The 21,433-nt window shown below is 37.3% G+C and carries 18 protein-coding genes; 15 read left to right on the top strand and 3 right to left on the bottom strand.

What is annotated here, in order from left to right:
* Positions 1-30 precede the first annotated feature (30 nt).
* From GNT69_RS03420 to GNT69_RS03410, 3 genes are all read left to right on the top strand, one after another.
* Positions 31-942 carry a sugar phosphate isomerase/epimerase family protein gene (locus GNT69_RS03420; RefSeq protein WP_203553535.1) on the top strand — a complete coding sequence of 304 codons (912 nt, stop codon included), beginning with the start codon at positions 31-33 and terminating at the stop codon, positions 940-942.
* A gap of 16 nt (positions 943-958) precedes the next feature.
* Positions 959-1,915 (top strand): D-2-hydroxyacid dehydrogenase, encoded by a 957-nt coding sequence (locus GNT69_RS03415; RefSeq protein WP_203553534.1) that lies wholly within the window; start codon positions 959-961, stop codon positions 1,913-1,915.
* Between the two features lie 80 nt (positions 1,916-1,995).
* Positions 1,996-3,246, top strand: coding sequence for a glycerate kinase type-2 family protein (locus GNT69_RS03410; RefSeq protein WP_203553533.1), 1,251 nt, complete (start codon positions 1,996-1,998; stop codon positions 3,244-3,246).
* Between the two features lie 100 nt (positions 3,247-3,346).
* Here GNT69_RS03410 and GNT69_RS03405 read toward each other — a convergent pair whose 3' ends face one another.
* On the bottom strand, positions 3,347-3,655 hold the full coding sequence (locus GNT69_RS03405) for an alpha/beta hydrolase family protein (protein ID WP_203553532.1): 309 nt from the start codon (positions 3,653-3,655) through the stop codon (positions 3,347-3,349).
* Between the two features lie 153 nt (positions 3,656-3,808).
* Between GNT69_RS03405 and allC the strand changes: the two genes are divergently transcribed.
* From allC to arcC, 6 genes are all read left to right on the top strand, one after another.
* The gene (allC, locus tag GNT69_RS03400) at positions 3,809-5,035 is read left to right on the top strand and encodes an allantoate deiminase (RefSeq protein WP_203553531.1); all 1,227 of its coding nucleotides are present in this window, start codon (positions 3,809-3,811) and stop codon (positions 5,033-5,035) included.
* Positions 5,036-5,165: 130 nt separating this feature from the next.
* Complete coding sequence (gene allE / locus GNT69_RS03395) at positions 5,166-5,951, top strand: (S)-ureidoglycine aminohydrolase (RefSeq protein WP_203553530.1); 786 nt, start codon at positions 5,166-5,168, stop codon at positions 5,949-5,951.
* Between the two features lie 104 nt (positions 5,952-6,055).
* Positions 6,056-7,825: an acyl-CoA synthetase FdrA gene (fdrA, locus tag GNT69_RS03390; protein WP_203553529.1), complete on the top strand. Its 1,770-nt coding sequence runs from the start codon at positions 6,056-6,058 to the stop codon at positions 7,823-7,825.
* A gap of 15 nt (positions 7,826-7,840) precedes the next feature.
* The gene (locus GNT69_RS03385) at positions 7,841-9,115 is read left to right on the top strand and encodes a YlbE family protein (RefSeq protein ID WP_203553528.1); all 1,275 of its coding nucleotides are present in this window, start codon (positions 7,841-7,843) and stop codon (positions 9,113-9,115) included.
* Positions 9,116-9,134: 19 nt separating this feature from the next.
* The gene (locus GNT69_RS25975) at positions 9,135-10,007 is read left to right on the top strand and encodes an oxamate carbamoyltransferase subunit AllH family protein (RefSeq protein ID WP_203553527.1); all 873 of its coding nucleotides are present in this window, start codon (positions 9,135-9,137) and stop codon (positions 10,005-10,007) included.
* Positions 10,000-10,977 carry a carbamate kinase gene (arcC, locus tag GNT69_RS03375; protein ID WP_203553526.1) on the top strand — a complete coding sequence of 326 codons (978 nt, stop codon included), beginning with the start codon at positions 10,000-10,002 and terminating at the stop codon, positions 10,975-10,977. The genes GNT69_RS25975 and arcC overlap by 8 nt, the downstream gene beginning before the upstream one ends.
* Positions 10,978-11,207: 230 nt before the next feature.
* On the opposite strand, the gene GNT69_RS03370 is transcribed toward arcC, so the two are convergent.
* Positions 11,208-12,851, bottom strand: a complete 1,644-nt coding sequence (locus tag GNT69_RS03370; protein ID WP_203553525.1) for a PucR family transcriptional regulator — start codon at positions 12,849-12,851, stop codon at positions 11,208-11,210.
* Between the two features lie 168 nt (positions 12,852-13,019).
* Between GNT69_RS03370 and GNT69_RS03365 the strand changes: the two genes are divergently transcribed.
* From GNT69_RS03365 to allB, 3 genes are all read left to right on the top strand, one after another.
* Entirely contained in the window at positions 13,020-14,237 is a 1,218-nt protein-coding gene (locus GNT69_RS03365) for a pyridoxal-phosphate-dependent aminotransferase family protein (protein ID WP_203553524.1), read from the top strand.
* Positions 14,238-14,556: 319 nt separating this feature from the next.
* Entirely contained in the window at positions 14,557-16,041 is a 1,485-nt protein-coding gene (gene allW / locus GNT69_RS03360; RefSeq protein WP_203553523.1) for an allantoin permease, read from the top strand.
* 67 nt (positions 16,042-16,108) lie between these two features.
* Complete coding sequence (allB, locus tag GNT69_RS03355; protein WP_203553522.1) at positions 16,109-17,476, top strand: allantoinase AllB; 1,368 nt, start codon at positions 16,109-16,111, stop codon at positions 17,474-17,476.
* A 45-nt stretch (positions 17,477-17,521) separates the two neighbouring features.
* On the opposite strand, the gene GNT69_RS26135 is transcribed toward allB, so the two are convergent.
* On the bottom strand, positions 17,522-17,731 hold the full coding sequence (locus GNT69_RS26135; RefSeq protein ID WP_203553521.1) for a cupin domain-containing protein: 210 nt from the start codon (positions 17,729-17,731) through the stop codon (positions 17,522-17,524).
* A gap of 281 nt (positions 17,732-18,012) precedes the next feature.
* Here GNT69_RS26135 and GNT69_RS03345 point away from each other — a divergent pair, with 281 nt between their 5' ends.
* From GNT69_RS03345 to allD, 3 genes are all read left to right on the top strand, one after another.
* Complete coding sequence (locus tag GNT69_RS03345) at positions 18,013-19,623, top strand: L-lactate permease (protein ID WP_203553520.1); 1,611 nt, start codon at positions 18,013-18,015, stop codon at positions 19,621-19,623.
* A gap of 12 nt (positions 19,624-19,635) precedes the next feature.
* Entirely contained in the window at positions 19,636-19,893 is a 258-nt protein-coding gene (locus GNT69_RS03340) for a hypothetical protein (RefSeq protein WP_203553519.1), read from the top strand.
* 364 nt (positions 19,894-20,257) lie between these two features.
* Entirely contained in the window at positions 20,258-21,307 is a 1,050-nt protein-coding gene (allD, locus tag GNT69_RS03335; RefSeq protein ID WP_203553518.1) for an ureidoglycolate dehydrogenase, read from the top strand.
* Positions 21,308-21,433: the final 126 nt, after the last annotated feature.

Here is a 21,433-nt window from a genome sequence, read left to right as displayed (position 1 = left end):
TTCTTAAACGAAGAGAGGAAGGAAGCTAGCATGAAAGAATATATGAATAAATATTTACAAATAGGAATCGTACATTTTATGGCATATCCTCAAGCAATGAACTGGAAGGATCAAGGGAACATTGTTGAAACAGTAAGAAAAATTGTTTTAGATGATTATTTCGATGCGATTGAAATCACTCATATTGAAAAAGAAGAAGATCGTCTTGCAATCAAGAAGCTTCTCGATTCTAGCCATATGAAAGTTTGCTATGGGGCTCAACCTCGGTTGTTGACTGCTGGTCTAAATCCTAATGCTTTAAATGAGACAGAGCGTTTAAAAGCTGAAGCGATTTTAATCGATTCGGTTGATGAGGCAGAGTTTTTAGGAGCTAGTGGAATTGCTTTCTTGGCTGGAAAATATGAAGAAGAAACGAAAGATGAAGCCTTTCAACAATTATTAAAAACAACGAAAAATGTTTGTGATTACGCAAGTGAAAAGAATATGACCATTACGTTGGAAGTCTTTGACTACGATTTGGATAAAAAATCATTGATCGGTCCAGCTCCATACGCAGCAGAATTTGCCGCTCAAATGAGACATAAAGTGAATAATTTTGGGTTGATGATGGACTTATCACATATACCTCAGACCCATGAAACTTCAAAATATGCTATTCAAGTAACGAAACCATATATTACTCATTTTCACATCGGTAATGGAGTTATTGAAGAGGGAGCCGAAGCCTTTGGAGATACTCACCCACGTTTCGGGTTCCCAAATAGCGTAAATGATGTAGCGGAGTTGTTAGACTTTTTGAGAGTATTAAAAGAAGAAAATTTCTTAAACAGTGATAACCCTCCAGTACTTTCTTTTGAAGTGAAACCATGGTTAGATGAGGATGCGGATGTTGTTGTGGCAAATGCAAAGCGCACTCTAAATCGTGCGTGGAGTCTTTTATAATTTAGGAGGTATAAGAATGAAGATTGTCGTATTAGATGGATATACTTTAAATCCGGGAGATTTATCTTGGCAAGATTTAGAAAAAATTGCAACTTGTGAAATTTACGATCGAACACCCCCATCCGAAGTAATAAATCGGATTGGTGATGCAGATATTGTTATTACGAACAAAACACCTTTGACAGACGAAATTTTCGATGCTTGCCCATCGATTCGTTATATTGGCGTTTTAGCTACAGGGTATAATGTTGTTGACGTAGAAGCGGCTAAAAAACGTAATATTGCAGTTACAAATATTCCAATGTATGGAACTGACTCTGTGGCACAGTTTACTTTTGCGCTATTACTTGAAGTATGTCATCATGTAGCAGCTCATGACAAAGCTGTAAAACAAGGTCGTTGGAAAGAGTCGGGAGATTTTTGCTTTTGGGATTATCCGCTAATTGAATTATCTGGTAAAAAAATGGGGATTATCGGCTTCGGGCGAATCGGACAAGCGGTAGCAAAGATAGCAAATGCCTTCGGTATGGAGGTGTTGGCTTATAACCGTAGTGGTAATAAATCAGTAGAAAGCGAACAAATAAAATTTGTTGGACTAGATGAATTATTTACTCAATCGGATGTCATCTCCCTTCATTGTCCTTTATTTCCTGAAACCGAAGGGATGATTAATGCCGACACTTTAAAGAAAATGAAAAAGAGCGCTATTTTACTCAATACTTCCCGTGGTGCATTAATTGTTGAACAGGATTTAGCGGATGCATTGAATAATGACGAAATTTCCGGTGCGGCAGTCGATGTCGTTTCGGTAGAGCCTATTTCTGAAGAAAATCCTTTATTACACGCTAAAAATTGTATCATAACCCCACATATTGCATGGGCTCCAATTGAAGCACGAAGTCGGTTATTAAACATTGCCATTGACAATTTAGAAGCTTTCCTTAATGGAAAGCATGTAAACAGGATTTGTTAAATAGTAGATACGAAGTTGAATAGAGATGCAAATTCTTTGCATCTCTATTTTCATATCATACGATTAAGAGGTGAAGCGGTATGAGACTTAGAGATGATGCGATTGATATTATAAAAAAATCGATTCAGGAAGTTTTACCGGATAATGCAGTGAAAAAGGCCTTAAAACAAGAGGATATCAAGGGGAATGTGCATGTTATTGCAATTGGAAAAGCAGCTTGGAGAATGGCTCAAGCAGCGGTTGAGATGTTAGGAAATCAGTTTATGGGAGGAATGGTGTTAACAAAATATGGGCATTCCTTAGGTCAAATAGACAAAATGGAAATTTTGGAAGCTGGCCACCCTGTTCCTGATCAACAGACGTTGGAAGGAACGGAGAAGATTCTCGAGTATGTTGAGTCTATTCCTGAACATGAGGCCATTGTGTTTTTAATTTCTGGAGGAGGTTCCTCATTATTTGAAAAACCATTATTGAACAATTCAATAGAGGAATTGGAAAGCGTGAATGTGCAATTATTGAGAAGTGGTGCGAACATCGTCGAAATGAATACGGTCAGAAAGCATCTTTCTGCGGTTAAAGGTGGGCGATTTGCTCAAGTCTGCTATCCGCGAGCGATCTATTCGATTATTTTATCCGATGTTTTAGGAAATCGAGTTGATACGATTGCTTCAGGTCCCACTTGCCCGGATACATCCACAGTAGAGGAAGCTTTAAAAATTGTCGAAAAATATCAATTAACTCTTTCCGAAACGTCACTTCAAGCCATAACAATAGAAACACCTAAAAGCTTGGAGAATGTCAAAACGATAATGATAGGCAGTGTAGAAATTCTTTGTCAAGAGGCGGAAAAGATTGCACGTTCGCTAGGGTTTCACACGAAGTTGTTAAGTTCTTCTATAGAAGATGAAGCTTCTTTGGTTGGAAAGGACTTTGGAGAATTAGCGAAAAGAATTGTTGCTGGACAAGAAGATATTCCACTTCCGTGTGCGATTATTGCTGGAGGGGAAACGGTTGTAACAATAAAAGGAAATGGTAAAGGTGGTCGTAACCAAGAACTTGCATTATCTGCAGCCTTTCCAATAAGCGGGTTGGGTGATGTCGTTTTTCTATCCGTAGGATCTGATGGAACGGATGGCCCCACTGATGCAGCTGGTGGAATGGTAGATGGCGGCAGTTTAAGTAGAATGCAAGAAAGTGGTTCCGACATCCAAAGTCTTTTGGAAAATAATGATTCCTATCATGCGTTAAAAAGTAGTGGAGATTTAATTTTTACTGGTCCTACAGGTACAAATGTGAATGATTTAATGATGCTATTAATTGACAAAAAATAAAATCAATGTGGCAGAACATCGATTATGTTAAATGGGTACAGCAAAACGCTTGGAATGATTCAAGCGTTTTTATATACTCATTTTTTACAAATACTGGCTTTTATCGAATACGGTCCAACCATTGTAGGACTCGTTGATAGATTTGCTTGCCTATTACGTTTGTAGTATCTGAATCAAAATCGTGGGTCATTCCTAACACTGGATGAAAAACGGAATTAGGAATGATTTGAGCAGCCTGTTGAGAAACGAGATACGGAACATCTTGATCTTTTGAACTTGCAGTTAAAAATACAGGGGGAAGAGCTAGCAAATCATCTTTTGATAGACTGTAAAATTTCCTAGCCGATTTATCGCTTAAGAGAGCATCGATCCATTTTCCGGTTTTCCGAATATAACACGCAAATTCCAACGATTCAATAAATCGATGAGTGAAGATATATAACCCTCGGTAATATTATTCAAAGTAGACAAATACCAATCTTAATTTGTAAAAAATGATAATGCGATAGTTTTTTTTAGCGCTTACACTATCTATAGGAGATCCGAGAAAGGAATTGATGATATGGACTGGATTAAAACAATTCAAGATAACATGGATTGGCTTTCAAGTATCGGTAGTGATCCCACAGGAGGGATGACACGTTTACTTTATTCCGAATCATGGGTCGAAGCCCAAAATGGAATAAAGGCAAAATTAGAAGAACTAGGGATGGAAACGCAATTTGATGAAATCGGAAATCTGATTGGCAGATTAGCAGGCTCTAACTATCCAAATGAAACAATCTTGTCTGGTTCCCATATTGATACCGTTGTGAATGGCGGGAATTTAGATGGACAATTTGGGATTATTGCCGCCTATTTAGCCATTGCTTATTTAAAAGAAACATATGGACAGCCACTTCGCTCGTTAGAAGTTATTTCATTGGCAGAAGAAGAGGGAAGTAGATTTCCAACTGTTTTTTGGGGTAGCAAAAACTTCGTGAATGAAGCTAAAAAAGAAGACGTTATTGATATTGCTGATTTTGAAGGTGTTAAATTCGTCGATGCGATGCATCAAGCTGGATTTGATTTTAAATCGGGAGAAGAAAAGAAAAGGGACGATATTAAAGCATTTGTAGAACTTCATATCGAACAAGGGAATGTGTTGGAACAAGAAGGACTCCAAATCGGTGTCGTGAACAGCATAGCTGGACAGAAACGCTACACGGTTACTTTAAGTGGTCAAGCGAATCATGCCGGAACCACGCCAATGGGCTATCGTAAAGACGCTATTTACGGTTTTAGCAAAATTTGTGTGGAGGCAATTGAAAAGGCAAAACAAGAAGGCGATCCACTCGTTTTGACATTTGGTAAAGTTGAACCAAAACCGAATACAGTTAATGTTGTTCCAGGTGAAGTATTATTCACGATTGATTGCCGTCATACCAATCAAGAGACGCTAGATCGATTTACGTTTGAACTGGAAGAAATGATCAAAAGAATAGCATCTGAGTTGGAAATGGAAGTATCGATTAACTTATGGATGGATGAAGCACCCGTTCCAATGGATGAAAAAATTGTATCTATTATTGAAGAAACCGCTAAAAAAGGAAATATGAAATATCGTATCATGCATAGTGGAGCTGGACATGATGCTCAAATTATTGCCCCGCATTATCCAACAGCTATGATATTTGTTCCAAGTATTAACGGAATTAGCCATAATCCAGCAGAAGCTACCAAAATAGAAGATTTAGCAGAAGGTATAAAAACATTGGCTGGGACTCTTTATGAGTTAGCGTATAAATAAAAGTTAAAGCTTATGCTCGATATTGGTCTATGTTCAAAACTTCAAAATGAATGAAAAAAGTGTTTAAGCTGAGTAAGAGGGCATGAGACAATTCTTCGCCCACAAATATTAATGAACAGGATGATGAAAAATGGGATACAAAAATAACAAGCTTGGCTATAGAGATGGTTTATTAGAATCAAGGTCTGTAATCAAAAGAGATAACTATGCTCTTATTCCCCATGATGGGTTAGTGAAGAATGTCGTTCCAGGATTTGAAAATTGTGATTTAACGATTCTCGGATCACAAAAATTGGGAGCGAGCTTTGTAGATTATATTATCACGTTGTTAAAAGACGGGAAAAATACGCGAGGGTTCGGCGGTGAAGGGATAGAAACATTTGTTTATGTCGTTGATGGGAAATTAAAAGTTAGTGATGCTAAGGAATCACATGAGTTAACAAAGGGAGGCTACGCATACTTCCCAGCAGGATCATTAATGTATTTAGAAAATGCCCAGGATGAAAATACCGAAATTTTCCTATATAAAAAGCGTTATGAGCCATTAGAAGGGTATGAAGCGCATAAGGTGATTGGGAACACGAATGAGTTAGAACCAGTGGAATATGAAGGGATGACAGATGTTTTAGTTTGGGATTTACTTCCAAAAGATTTGGGCTTTGATATGAATTTCCACATCTTATCATTTAAACCGGGCGCAAGTCATGGATATATAGAAACTCATGTACAAGAGCATGGTGCCTATATTTTATCAGGGCAAGGTATGTACAACTTAGATAACGAATGGATGCCGGTGGAGAAGGGTGATTACATCTTCATGGGTGCTTATGTTCCACAAGCTGCTTACGCTGTTGGTAGGGACGAGCCACTAAGCTATGTATACTCAAAAGATTGTAACCGTGATCCCAAAATCTAAATAATGCGGGAAACAAATTTCCCGCAATTATGTCAACAGGGCTCCATCAACGAATTAAAACATAGGCAAGCTTAAAATGTAGGTTAGGAAAGCGAGGTTTCATAATGTTAAATACAATCATTAAATCTAATAGTTATCAAGATTCCATCGTCTTGATGCTGTTGACAAACAAAATAAGCACGATTGAAGGCGTAAATAAAGTGTCAATCATGATGGGGACACCAGCTAATAAAGATATCTTTAAAACGGGTGGACTTTATACCCCAGAACTAGAAAAAGCATCTTCTAACGATATGGTTGTTGTCTTAGATGTTGAAAATGATTCAATAATTGAAGCCGTTTTCGATGAAATTGATCGCTTCTTAGAAGAACAGTCTAAAGGATCAGTAGGCGGTGAAGTTGAAGAATCTGTTCGTACATGGGATAAAGCGTTAGAATCGGCGAAAAACGCACCACTTGCATTGATTTCAATTCCTGGTACATATGCTGCATTAGAAATTGAACGTGCACTTCATGAAGGCAAACATGTTTTTTGCTTCAGTGATAATGTAGCAATTGAAGACGAAAAACGATTGAAACAAATTGCACATGATAAAGGACTCTTATTAATGGGGCCTGATTGTGGGACTGGAATTATCAATGGAATTCCTTTAGCTTTCACAAATATTGTAAGACCAGGAAGAATTGGAATTGTCGGTGCATCCGGAACTGGAATTCAAGAAGTGACAACACTTATTCATAAATTAGGTGAAGGGGTTACACATGCAATTGGGACTGGCGGTCGTGATCTGAAGGAAGATATTGGTGGTATCACATTAATGGATAGCATTGTTACTTTAGAGCAAGATCCAAACACGGATGTCATTGTCGTGATTTCAAAACCACCTTCTCCTGTCGTTCGGGAAAAAGTATTAGGTTTATTAAGGAAAATTTCAAAACCGGCCATCACTCTCTTCTTAGGTGAAAAACCTGAGTATCATGAAAAGAATCTATATCATGCCTATTCATTAGAAGAGACTGCTTCCTTGGCAGTAAAACTTCTACGGAAAGAAGAAATTGTTTTTGAAGAAGAAAAGATTGATCTTCCACTAGTAAAATTAACAGAAAAACAAAAATATATTAAAGGCTTTTATTCTGGTGGTACGCTCGCTAGTGAAGCAGCGATGCTCCTGAAGGATGGATTACATTTAGGTGAAGATACTGAGGAAAAAGAAGGCTATATCCTTAAAAATGATGGGTACGAAATTCTCGATTTAGGGGATGATATTTACACTCAAGGTAAGCCGCATCCGATGATTGATCCTGAAAAACGAATTGAAATGATTGAAAAGGCTTCAAGCGATCCAGAGACAGCTGTTATTTTACTAGATGTTGTACTAGGTTATGGTTCTCATTCAGATATGGCTAGTCAGCTGGCACCTGCGATTAAAAAGGCAAAAGCACAAGCAAATGCTGAAGGAAGAGATTTAGTCTTTATCGGAACGATTGTTGGAACAGATCTTGATCCACAAGGGTTTAACGAACAGCGACAAATTTTAGAAGAAGCAGGAGTCATAATTAAAATGAGCAACAATAAAGCTGTACGAACAGCTTTAGGCATCTTAGGAATGACGATTAAAGATAATATGAAAGAAATGAAAGAAATTGAATCTACTTTTAATGAGCAATTAGAACCATCAAGAAAAATGTTAGATTTATTGGGAACGAAAGAGTTTCTTAACATCGGATTGAGAAGTTTTTCTGATGCAATTAGAGAAGAAGGTGGGACTTCTATTCAGTTTGATTGGCGTCCTGTTGCAGGTGGAAATGTGACATTACAAAAAGCATTATATTTCTTAAATAATTATCAAGTCGAACTAGTAGAAGCGAAATAAGGGAGGAGAAGAACGATGAATTATAAAACAATTGATGAAGCCAATCAAGCGGTTGCTGCTAAGATTGTGGCTGGATCACCTTTCTTATTAGATGTCGTACCAGCTAAATCTGTCATAAAAGAATTCAATGAAGGAAAAGTACTACTACATGCTGGTCCGCCAATTACTTTTGAAAAGATGGTAGATCCGATTCAAGGTGCGTGTATTGGTGCAGCTCTGTTTGAAGAGTGGGCAGATACTGAAGAAGAGGCACGCGAATTATTAGCGTCTGGGGAAGTTAAGCTTATTCCTTGTCACCATGTAAACGCAGTTGGCCCTATGGGTGGAATCACTTCAGGGAATATGGCTGTTTTAGTTGTAGAAAATCGAACGGACGGAAATATGGCCTATTGTACAATGAACGAAGGAATTGGTGCAGTTTTACGATTCGGTGCCTATTCTGAAGAAGTTATTACTCGTCTACGTTGGATGCGCGATGTCCTTGGGCCTGCCCTCAGCAAAGCTCTCAAAACGAAAGAGGGTGGACTAAACGTCAATGTACTAGTAGCAAAAGCTATATCGATGGGCGATGAATTTCATCAACGGAATATTGCAGCATCATTAGCGTTCCTAAAGGAAGTTGCTCCGATTATTGTTCGTTTAGATATCGATCAAACAGAAAAAGAAGAGGTCATGCAATTCTTGGCAGACACAGACCAATTCTTCTTAAATATTATGATGGCTGCTGCCAAATCAGTAATGGACGGTGCTCGACAAATCCAAGAAGGTACGATTGTCACTGCTATGTGTCGTAACGGATACGAGTTCGGTATTCGGATTGCTGGTATGGGTGATGAGTGGTTTACTGGCCCAGTTAATACGGCACAAGGTTTATATTTCTCAGGTTTCAGTGAAGAGGATGCTGCACCTGATATGGGGGATAGTGCGATAACTGAAACATTTGGTGTTGGTGGATTGGCAATGATTGCCGCACCAGCTGTTACTCGTTTTGTCGGAAGCGGAGGATTTCAGGATGCACTTCAAACGAGTAATGAAATGACAGAAATTTGTATTGACCACAACCCTAATTTCCCAGTTCCTACATGGGATTTCCAAGGGATTTGTTTAGGAATCGATGCAAGAAAAGTAGTTGAGACAGGAATTACACCAGTCATTAATACAGGAATTGCCAATAAAAAAGCTGGTTTAGGCCAAATTGGTGCAGGGACTGTTCACCCACCAATTGAATGCTTTGAAAAAGCTGTATTAGCCTATGCAAAAAAATTAGGCTTCCAAGAAGCAACAGTGTAACTGGAAAGGGAGGGACCAAGTGTTTATTCATGCAGAATATATCGATGAAGGATTAACTGGAATGCTTCAATTAAGATCAACTTGGTCCGTCCACAGTGTTTTCAATAAAAGCTTAAATATACAAAATGCTCAACAAAATCGATTGATTCACATTGCTAGTTCTAGTTATGCGAAGATGCCAGAATCTATTTTACTTGAAGACGGGATGCTAAGAAACTTCATAACAACTGTAAAAGTGAATCAATCGCTTAAGATTTCCGGCAAACAAATCGATTTCGGTCATGCAGTCATCCTTTTAAATCAATCCAAAACTTATTCCTCACAACTAGCACCACATTATCGATTGAATAAAGCGAGTTTTAAACGATTTCTAGCTATTGTTGGTAAGTTAGAGAAAGAAAATGGCTTTGGATTTCCTATATCTGAACTAAAAAACAATTCTAGTATTCAAGTGAACACGATGAATTACTTGAATGATTTATTTGTTAGTGATCAAGACGGGAACAAAAAAGCAATTCAGTATCTCGTTGGGCGCGGAAAAGGTTTAACACCTTCAGGAGACGATATGCTTATAGGGGTCGTGGCTGCAAATCGATTTATACAGCGTTTACCACAATTATTTTATAAAAATGTGACAGAGATTCTATCGTCACATATGAAACCGACGACATTTGTCAGTGAACATTATCTAAATTGTGCTCTATATGATAGGTTTAACGAACGAATCATTCGGTTGGTCATCAACTTAAGTAAAGATACGAATCGTTGTGAACTGGAAAAAAATGTTTCGGAAATTAATGCACTAGGGCATACCTCTGGACTTGATATGTTGACTGGGTTTACAGCAGCGCTACTAATAAATATTCCATTGGAGGAGGAAGGTCATGGCTAAAAGAGTAGTCATTGCTTTAGGAGGTAATGCAATATTAAGACCAAATCAGGAAGCGACATTTGAGAATCAGTTGCATAATGTGAAAATTAGTGCAGAATTAATTGCGAAAATTGAAAAACTAGATTATGAAATTGTTGTAACGCATGGAAATGGACCTCAAGTAGGGAATCTTTTGCGTCAAAATGAAGAGGCTAAACATGTCGTTCCCCAATTACCATTAGATGTTTGTAGTGCAAAATCACAAGGATTTATCGGGTATATGATGGAGCAATCTTTAAAAAATGTACTTGATCAAGAAGGACTAACAAGTGATGTCCTGACTTTGTTAACTCAGACAGAAGTTTCAGCTGAAGATTCTGCATTCCAAAATCCCACTAAACCTATAGGGGCTTTTTATGGTAAAGAGGAAGCAGAAACGATGATTAGGGAAAAGGGCTGGGTGATGATGGAAGATGCCGGAAGAGGGTATCGAAGAGTCGTTCCCTCACCAAAACCTTTAAAAGTTCATGGTGTAGAATCGATTCATAAACTGTTAAAACAAAATACGATTGTCATCGCAGCAGGTGGAGGTGGAATACCTGTTGTGCGAAATACCGAGGGCGATTTAATCGGTATTGAAGCAGTAATTGACAAGGATCGTACCGCTAAAAAACTGGCAGAACAGTTAAATGCAGATATATTTATGATGTTAACAGATGTGAACAACGTTTATATCAATTATGGAAAACCGAACCAAGAAAAATTAGCGGAAATTTCGGTTAATAAGGCAAAACAATATTTAAATGAAGGACAATTTGCTGATGGTAGTATGGGACCGAAAATGGGAGCTGCTGTTGATTTTGCATCCCAAGGAAAAGAAGCCATTATCTGCTCCCTTGACCAAGCTGCAGAAGCTTTGAAAGGACTTGCAGGAACACGTATTGTCAAGCATGTAGGGGCCGCAAACAAATGTGTTTTGACATCCGTTTAACTATCGGTTTCTATGGACAAATGACGTCTAGAACGGTGTCATCCAACTGTGGATGATAAACAGTAATCTTATTAGCACAAACCATGGCCTTGGTTTGTGCTATTCATGCTTTTCATTTACTACCTGTAAAAACAAAAACTCATATATGAACATCTGGAAATAACCCTATTAATCATTATCCGGCTTAATAAGAATGAATAGGGTCGATTTTTTTAAGAACATACGGTAAGTTATCCATTTAAATGACTCTGTGAAAGTGTAAGAGCTAATCTTAAATTTAGACTAAAGTTAGGGTCATTTATTGGCGTGCCGAGGATTTTTTCACATTGATCAATCCTATATTTCACTGTGTTACGATGAATGAATAATTTTTTCGATGTCTTCGTAATTTCACATTGATAATCTAAATATGTTTCTAGTGTTTTTCTTAATTCAACCATCGATTCCTCTTTCGGATAAGCTAGCTCTTTTAAAGTGGCTTGGCAAAAATAATGGATCTCATCCGTTTGCAGCTTTTCGAACAGGTTCTGCATGCCTCGTGATTGATAGTAATGAATTCTTTGTTGATGATTTTTTCCGAAAACTTCTTCAAAGGACATTTTTGCTTCTACAAAGGAGTTTGAGATCATTTCTATTTTATTGTATGCATGCCCAAAGGAAAAGACTAAGGAAATAGGGAGAATCTTTTCTAAATCAGCAGCTGTCTTCTCTAAAATTTCCTCAAGATACTCATAGTCATATTTAGATTGAAGTAATAAGGCTAAATGATTGTTATTTTTAATATGGAAAATCTGAGCATCACGAAAATAAGGAATTAGTTTGTCTAAAAGCCAATTAGATGCCAACTGAATCTTTTCACGATTATATTGTTTCTTCCATTCATTCTGATAATCATGCTGGCAATGAATATAGATGACTTGATAAAAATTCGAATTAATTATTCCAAAATTCAAACCAGAATCTAACCAATTTTTTGTTTTATTTTCTGATAACTGTTGACTTTCTATTAGTTGCGCAAAATAATCTCCCCCTAAATTTTGTAAAGATTCTTCTACTTTTAGGTTTTTATAAAGGACAAATGAAAGCACCATGCACGCTTGATCGACTGCGAACTCAGAGATAGGATAGGGAATTTGCTCAGGTTTTAAGATTATTAAAAAATAAGGAAAATAATTGTTTGCCTTAATAGGGTAAATCGAAATTTGAATTTCATGCCCTTCAATACCATTAATTAAAAATGAATCTGTTTCATTATCCAATAGCTGTGGTTTTTTTAGTAGCACTTGTTCTACGTAGTATTCAGCAATTTTACTAGAGCGCGTAAAGTCTTTCGATTGAGCAATGACCTCTTGAAAGGGGTCTAATAAGATAACAGGTGTCTTAATCATTTTTCCGAAGTCTGCAATAAATCTTGCTACACTAGCATCATTCATGAGTAAATTAGAAAAACGCTTTTGAATATCTAGAGCAAATGACATTTGCTCTGTTTTTGTATTCCACAAATAATTAAGTAATTGATGCGACAGTGTACCTAAAGGAGTAGTATTAGGAATCTGAATGAGAGGGAACTCCACCGAATTGGCGTAATCTATAACTGCCTGGTCGAGTTCTCCTAAGAAGCGCCCTACCTTAATTCCTATGCCAGCAGAATCTACACGCTTTAAGGAGTCAATGAGGGTGATCAAGTCTTGTTGATTGTCCTTATATGACATGGCTGTAGTTAAAAGAAGGGCATGCTTTGGAATATATAGAGCAACATCTGGGGTTTCAGATATTTCAATACTTTTAACCGTTAATGATAAATTGGCTGATGCATTAATTACTTTTAAATCGGAAAAACGGGGAATGTCTAATAGCTCTTTCATCGTTGTCATAAAATCACCTCTTCTGATTGCTCTATTCTAAATTATAATGAAAGTGCTATCAAGTTGTTCTTGTTCAAATGCCACAAAGATTTATGTTTTTTTGTGACAATTGAATAATATATTTTATATTAATCTTAAGGATACTAGATAAATAGATTAAAATATCGTTTTGGAGGAATGAAAGTGTATAGTGAACTAAATATACCGACACGTACAATTATGACACCGGGACCAGTTGAAGCACATCCTCGCGTGTTAAGAGCGATGGCTACTCCTATTCTAGGGCAATATGATCCTGTTTTTCATAGCATTATGGATGAAGTGAAAGAAATGATTAAAGTTCTGTTTGGAACAAAGAATGAACAGGCATTTGCTATTGATGGTACATCCCGTTCCGGTTTGGAAGCCGCACTAATAGGGTTAATTGAACCCGGTGATAAAGTGCTAATTCCTGCATACGGGCGATTTGCCTATCTTTTAGGAGAAATATGTGAACGAGCAAAAGCGGAAGTTGTCTATTTCGAAAAAAATTGGGACAGCGTTTTTGAACAGAGTGAAATCATTCAGGAAATCAAAGATCACCAACCAAAAATAGTTGCTATGGTGCATGGTGAAACAGCAAATGGACAAATACAACCACTTGATCAGATTGGAAATTTTTGTAGAGAAAACGAAATATTTTTTATGGTAGATACCGTTGCAACATATGGTGGGGTACCAGTTGAAGTTGATGAATGGGGAATTGATATTGCTGTTGCGGGTACACAAAAATGTGTGAGTGTCCCGTCTGGACTATCATTAATCACATATAATGATCGTGTTGAAGAGGTGCTTACTAATCGTTATCAAATAGAGCTAGGGTTAAATAAAGAGAATCGAAATCCTAGACACATCAGCAGTAATTATTTAGATTTAAGTCAGCTGCAACGATACTGGAATGGTGATAGAATCAACCATCATACCGAAGCAACTAGTATGATTTATGCCTTACATGAGGGGCTAAGAGTTATTCTTCAAGAAGGGATACATGCATGCTATGCTAGACATAAGTTAAACGACCTTGCTATTCAGGCGGGGATCGAAGCAATGGGATTGAAAATATATGGAAATCGCAAGACTAAAATGCCAACGGTCACGCCTATTATCATTCCTGAGGGTGTGGATGGCGAAGCTGTTCGTTCAACGATGTTACACGAGTTTGGTGTTGAAATTGCTTCTTCATTCGGCCAACTAAAAGGGAAAGTTTGGAGAATTGGAAATATGGGTTATAGTAGCAGAAAGGAAAATGTACTTCATGTTCTAGCTGCTTTTGAGACGGCCCTTATACTTCATGGTGCACCAATCAATCCTGGAAAAGGCGTACTAGCTGCTCTTCATGTTTATTTAAATCATTAAACTTTCGTACAAAGTAACACATAATAAACAACATGAAATCTTCCAAAATCACATTTTGGAAGATTTTTTGTTGTTGTAAATCGCTTAATAAATTTATAGTATAAAATCTATATTACATTTGATCTTCCAGTACAATTCATCGCAGATTAACTGGCAGTCAATCATGAAGTAAGTTTCAATAATAGTGGGAATATCATTGTGTAATTTGTATAAAATTTTTTTGAGAATTGTAGATTTTAAATAATGTGAATGCAATCACAAGAATATAAACTACAAGTATCAACGTTGACAACGTTTTCATAGAAGAGAGGCGATATAGTTGGAAGCTCTTAAAAGAAATGTAGAAGTACAAGAAACGGATTCTTATGTACACGATAATCAACTTGATTCATTTAGGCAGCGCGGATACAACGATGACTTGTTACCGAAAACTGAAGAGAAGCGTAATATGAGTGCGAGAAACTACTTTACGCTGTGGATGGGATCTGTACATAATATTCCCAACTACACTGCGGTAGGGGGATTTTTATTCCTAGGACTTTCTCCTATAAATGTTATGATAGCGCTTATTATAAGTTCCTTGATTGTTTCTGTGTTTTTTGTGTTTAACGGACATGCAGGTTCAAAGTATGGGATCCCTTTTGCCATGCATTTGCGTTCTACTTATGGTGATTTAGGGGCTAAACTACCAGGATTCTTAAGAGGTTGTGTGGCGGCGATTGCATGGTTCGGGTTACAAAATTTTGCTGGATCATTAGCTTTGTTGATTTTAATCGGTAAGATATGGCCGGGCTTCTTAAGCATAGGCGGGGATTTTAGTTTCTTTGGAATCAACTTGCCAGGCTTGATCGCTTTCACTGTCTTTTTCCTAATCAATGTTTTAATTGGGATTGGTGGTGGTGGTGCGTTAAATAAATTCACAGCCATCTTAAACCCATTAATCTATATTGTTTTTGGTGGTATGACGATTTGGGCGATTAAAGTAGCGGGTGGGATGGGAAATATTCTAGCTTTCGTTCCAACTGGAGAAGCCGTACAACAACATACACCACTATTAGTTTATTTAATTATTATTAACTCTGTTTTAGCGGTTTGGGCAGCACCTGGAGCAAGTGTTTCCGATTTTACTCAAAATGCTAAATCGACACGTGCTCAAGCAATTGGCCAAACAGCTAGTATGTTAGTTGCCTATATCATCTTTGCATTTTCAAGTGTTGCTATTTTAATTGGCGGCTCTATACATTACGGTGTTCAAGAATGGAATGTATTAAATATTGTAGATAAGTGGGATAGTTTACCAGCGGCAAGTTTAGCAGTTATTGTACTACTTATGACAACGATATCTACAAATGCAACAGGGAATATCATCCCAGCTGGATATCAATTAGCCGCATTATTCCCTAAAAAAGTAAACTACAAAAAAGGGGTAATTATTGCATCGGTTATTAGTTTCATGATTATGCCTTGGAAGTTGATGGAGAATGCTAATAGTATTTTTGCCTTCTTAAATATCATTGGTGCTATTTTAGGACCGGTTGCTGGTGTTATGCTTGCTCACTACTATTTTGTAAAGAAACGAGAAATCGATTTGGACGCATTGTACATGGATTCAAAAGCAAGTAATGATCAAAATCCATATCGAGGAGTCAATGTAGAAGCCTACATTGCTACTATAATAGGTGTGGTCGTTTCGGTTAGTGGTCAAATTATCCCAGCTTTACAAATGGTTTCTAACTTATCATGGTTAATTGGATTCTCGTTGGCCTTCATTACATATCTTATGTTGAAAAAGTATAGAAAATAGTCTTTTTCAACATAGGTGTGTAGTATGCAATCATAAAAAAATTATTATATTGTAGGAGGAAATAAAAATGAGTTATGACATTATTATCAAGAATGGTCTTGTTATCTTAAATAACGGAGAAGTTGAAACAGACATTGCGGTTAAAGATGGAAAAATAGCGGCTATTGGTAAAGAGTTAGGTGAAGCAAAAGAAACAATTGATGCAAAAGGCTTAGTTGTGAGCCCTGGGATGGTAGATGCACATATGCACATTACGGATCCAGGTGGCAGCTATCGTGATGATTGGGAAGGATACTTAACTGGAACGAAAGCGTGTGCTAAAGGTGGAGTTACATCCTTCATGGAAATGCCTTTAAACCAAGTTCCTGCAACTGTTGATGCTGAATCTTTACAAATCAAATATGAAGCTGGTAAAAATAAATTATCAGTTGACGTAGCATCTTTTGGTGGACTAGTTCCTTTTAATTTAAATGGGGGCATTCAAGAGTTGGACGAGGGTGGAGTTGCTGCTTATAAATGCTTCATGGCTACTTGTGGAGACCGCTCGATTGAAGGCGACTTTATGAATGCCGATGACTATGCATTATATGAAGGTATGAAACAAATTGCAAAGACGGGGAAAGTCTTAGCAATTCATGCGGAAAACTCTGCCATTACAGATAAATTAGGGGAAATTGCTTACAAGAATGGCGAAACTACTTTAAAAGCTTATGTAGAAAGCCGTCCTGTATTTACAGAAGTTGAACCAATCAGACGTGCCATCTTCTTTGCTAAAGAAACAGGTTGTCGTATCCATATTTGTCACGTTGCTTGCCCAGAAGGGGTAGAAGAAGTGACAAAAGCACGTAACGAAGGTGTGGATGTAACGTGTGAAACTTGCACACATTACTTGTACTTTGACACTTCAGAATTAGATGCGATTGGACCAGTAGTAAAGTGCTCCCCTCCAATTAGGGACAAAGAAAACCAAAATGGTATGTGGGAGAAAGTTTTATCAGGAGAAATCGCATTTATTACATCTGATCACTCTCCATGTACACCAGATTTGAAAGACAAAGAGAATGCATTTGAAGCTTGGGGTGGAATTGCAGGCGTACAAAATAATGTCGATGTCCTATTTGATGAAGGTGTTCAAAAACGTGGGATGTCATTAAAAATGTTTGCTGATATCATTGCTACAAATCCAGCAGAACGCTTTAACCTAGATACAAAAGGAAGTATTTCCGTTGGTAAAGATGCTGACTTCGTGTTAATTAAACCGAATGCACCTTATACATTAAAGGCTGAAAATCTTGAATATAAAAATAAACTTAGTCCATATATTGGCCGTGAAATTGGCGCGCAAATTGCTAGAACCATTCTTCGTGGGGAAACGATCTACAGTCAAGAAGAGGGCGTTGCTGATAGCCGTATAGGACAATTTATCCTTAAATAAATCAATTTCCTAAAAATTTAATAAAATACAGTTATACAAGATCATCTATTTTAGTATAGGAATAAGATAGATGATCTTGTTTTTTTTGCACTTTATTCTGTTGTAAATATCGCCCTTCGTAATTTCTACCTTTTCACCATTTCCTGGATAGAAGGTACCTGTCCCTCGCATACAAATCCAAATATCATCTGATGTAGAATGTGAGTGGTTAACTACTTGTTGACCAGGTTCTAAGCACCATACAGCCCCTGCCATTAAATCGGTTTCATAAAAAATAGTTTTTTTCCTGTCTCAGAATCAAAAGAAATGATTTCCTCAAGTTTAAAAAGTCTATTGACTTTGTCTTTTTTAGACAAAATATAACGAAAGATTATCTACAGTGTACAATGATTGTGTTTAAAAATTGGTATACATTTATTGTAAGTATAAAAAACGATAGGGAAACTGGTATCAAATTGAGGATGTTAATAGTTTCTAGTTTCTAGAAAGACAATGTAATCGTTTTATTAACTTGTTTAAATTGGGAGGAATCAAAAATGGAATTACCTGTAAATATATTGTTGTGGCTAATGGCTGCTGTACCGATAGTAATCCTAATTTTACTCATGGTTAAGTTCCAATGGGGAGCTGCCGAAGCCGCACCCATTGGTCTCTTGGCAGCATTTATCATTGCCATCGTTTTTTATAAATCGAATTTAGAATTAATTGGATTGGAGAGTGCAAAAGGGATTTGGACTTCACTAAATGTAATCTTCATTATTTTGCCGGCCATTCTTATCTATGAAATAACTTATGAGGCAAAAGCGTTTGATTCCATGCGGAATGGATTAAAGAAGTTCACATCAAATGAACTTCTTCAAATAATGGCTCTAGGTTGGGTATTCGCCAGCTTTTTGCAAGGGATTACAGGTTTTGGTGTACCGATTGCCGTTTGTGCTCCGTTATTAGTGGGACTCGGTGTAAGACCCTTATGGGCTGTTGTGATCGCTTTATTTGGTCAAGCATGGGGGAATACGTTTGGAACATTAGCTGTAGCTTGGGACGCGTTAGTTTCCCAAACAGGTATTCAAGGCTCAACATTATTGGAGACTGCTTTGTGGGCTTCTCTATTTATTTGGATTATCAATATAGTAACTGGGATTATCATTAGCTGGGCCTATGGTCGTTGGGCAGCGACTAAGAAAGCACTGCCAGCAATCATCATCATCTCTTTGATTCAGGGTGGAGGACAAACGATTTTAACACAATTTAGTCCTACCTTATCAGCATTTATTCCATCATTGTTGTCACTCGTCGCGATATTTTTTATTGGCAAGATGAAAATTTACAGGGAATCATGGAGTATCCAAGATAGCCCAATTATGCTTCGTCAAGAAGAAAATAAACAAGCTGAAAAGATTGACGATGGAAATCTTACCATGAATCAAGCGTTTTTCCCTTTCTATGTGTTAACCGCAATTACATTGTTTGTCTTACTGATTTCTCCATTAAAGACATTTCTTGAACAATGGAAAGTAGGTCTTAGCTTTCCTGAGACGATGACTGGCTATGGGATAACGAACCATGCTTATGATTTATTCTCACCTGTTATACCATTAACGAATTCTGGGTTATTCCTCTTCTTGTCGGCAATCATTGGTTTTCTCTTCTTTAAGAGCAAGGGAAGAATTCAAAAAGGCGGAGGAATGAAGGCGATTAGGAGAACGATTGAAAAAACAATCCCCTCTACGATCGCAGTCATTGCACTAATTATTATGTCAAAAATTATGGGGGGAACTGGGCAAACAACCGAACTTGCGATGGGAACTGCTGGAGTGATGGGCCAGACATATGTATTCTTTGCACCAGCTATTGGTGTACTCGGTTCATTTATGACGAGCAGTAATATGTCATCTAATATCTTATTTGGCGGGTTCCAAAAAGCTACCTCTACGCTATTGCATTTAAATGAAGCGTCAATATTAGGGGCTCATACTGCAGGTGGTGCACTTGGATCTGTTTTAGCGCCAAGTAAAATCATTCTTGGGACAACAACAGCTGGGATTCTTGGTCAAGAAGGTCGCGCTTTAAAAATGATTTTGCCTATTGTACTAGCTGTTGCTATTTTGACTGGGTTAATACTAACGATTTTTACATTTTTATTCTAGGGGGGATATAATATGAGGGAATTTTTTTCAACCAAAATAGGACATCAAACAATTGCCCTTATTGTCACCGTTGTTTCCTTTCCTTTTCTCTATCTTGGAGGTAGCCAGCATATACCTAGTCTTTTGAACTTTGGAATCATATTAATGCTTTTAGGTATGTTGGCTGTCCCAGTGTTATCGTATGTTCATGGAAAGAAAATTACAAAAGAAGAAGTAAAGAAAGAAGTAGAGAAAGAAGTAAAGAGAGAAGTAGAGAAAGAAGTTTCCTAATAGTAGTCTAAGTAACGGGTAGCGCTTTTTTTCAATAACAAAAAAATTTATAAATAATTTTACAAAAAGCCGCAATTTAGCGGTTTTTTAGTTGATTTTTGCTTAACTCTAAAATTAAAGTGGCACTATTTAATCGTAATATAGTATCTACAAGTCGAATTCCAGAAAGCATAAGTTAAAACCTTGGTTTCGTGGAAATACGGAAACGATTTGTTTGTTTTGGACAAAAAATAGATTAAGTTTATCTAAATACGATAATGAGTATGTGCTTTGAAACGCTTACACTTTAATTAATGAGGTAAAAGATTTACTTCGAACAGAAAATGCATTTTCTATTTTAACTAATCATAAGAGGGTGTAACGAATGAAAGTAACGAAAGAACAATTAATCGATTTAATGACAACTAAATTTCATAAAGCAGGTTTAACAGAAGAACATGCTTATATTGTAGCAGATGTACTTGCCCATGCGGATGCAAGAGGATACCACTCTCACGGTGCAATGCGTACAGAATATTACGCAGAAAGAATTGCCAAAGGCGGAACAACTTGTAATCCTGAATTTAAGTTCGAAAAAACAGGTCCTTGCACAGCTATTTTTGACGGTGATAATGCAGCAGGTCATGTAGTTGCGAAACTTGCCATGGATGAAGCGATTAAAATGGCTAAAGAAAACGGAGTTGCCGTTGTTGGGCAAAGAAGATTAGGACATAGTGGGGCACTATCATACTTTGTTCAGCAGGCTGCAAGAGAAAACTTAATTGGAATTTCAATGTGCCAGTCAGATCCTATGGCAGTTCCTTATGGAGGGGCAGAACCATTCTATGGCACAAACCCACTCGCTTTTGGTTTCCCTGGAAAAGATGGGGATGAAATTATTATTGATATGGCAACTACCGTTCAAGCGTGGGGGAAAGTTCTTGATGCCAGATCAAAAAATGCTGCCATTGATGACTCATGGGCAGTGGATAGTAACGGTGACCCTACAACAGACCCATTCAAAGTAAGTGCATTATTACCGATTGCAGGACCAAAAGGATACGGATTAATGATGATGGTTGATGTATTATCAGGTATTTTATTGGGAGTTCCTTCTGGGAATAAAGTTTCTTCTATGTACCATGATTTATCAGAAGGTAGAAATCTTGGACAACTTCATATTGTCATTGACCCTGATTGCTTTATCGGACTTGAAGCATTCCAAGCAGGTATTTCTAATACGATGAAAGAACTAAACAATGTTAAACCTGCTACAGGTTACGATCAAGTTTATTATCCGGGACAAAGAAGTTCGATAAGAGAAAAACGTTCGGAAAAAGAAGGCATTGATATCGTTGATTCTGTTTATGAATATTTAATTTCAGATGTGGTTCACAACAATGCATATGACAATAAAGGTGCATTTGCAAAATAAACTTGAAAAACGGAAGGGTTTCACTCAGCGACGAATCGACTGACGTACAGAATGTGATATTTGTCAGTCGTTAATCCCTCCTAGATATGAAATAGTCACTTAGAAATTAAATTTTGCTAAGGCTCT

The sequence above is a fragment of the Bacillus sp. B15-48 genome, from assembly GCF_016879755.1.
Taxonomy (GTDB): domain Bacteria; phylum Bacillota; class Bacilli; order Bacillales; family Cytobacillaceae; genus Mesobacillus_B.
Note: the sequence above shows the minus strand (reverse complement) of the source record. Positions and strands in the feature narration are given on the sequence as shown.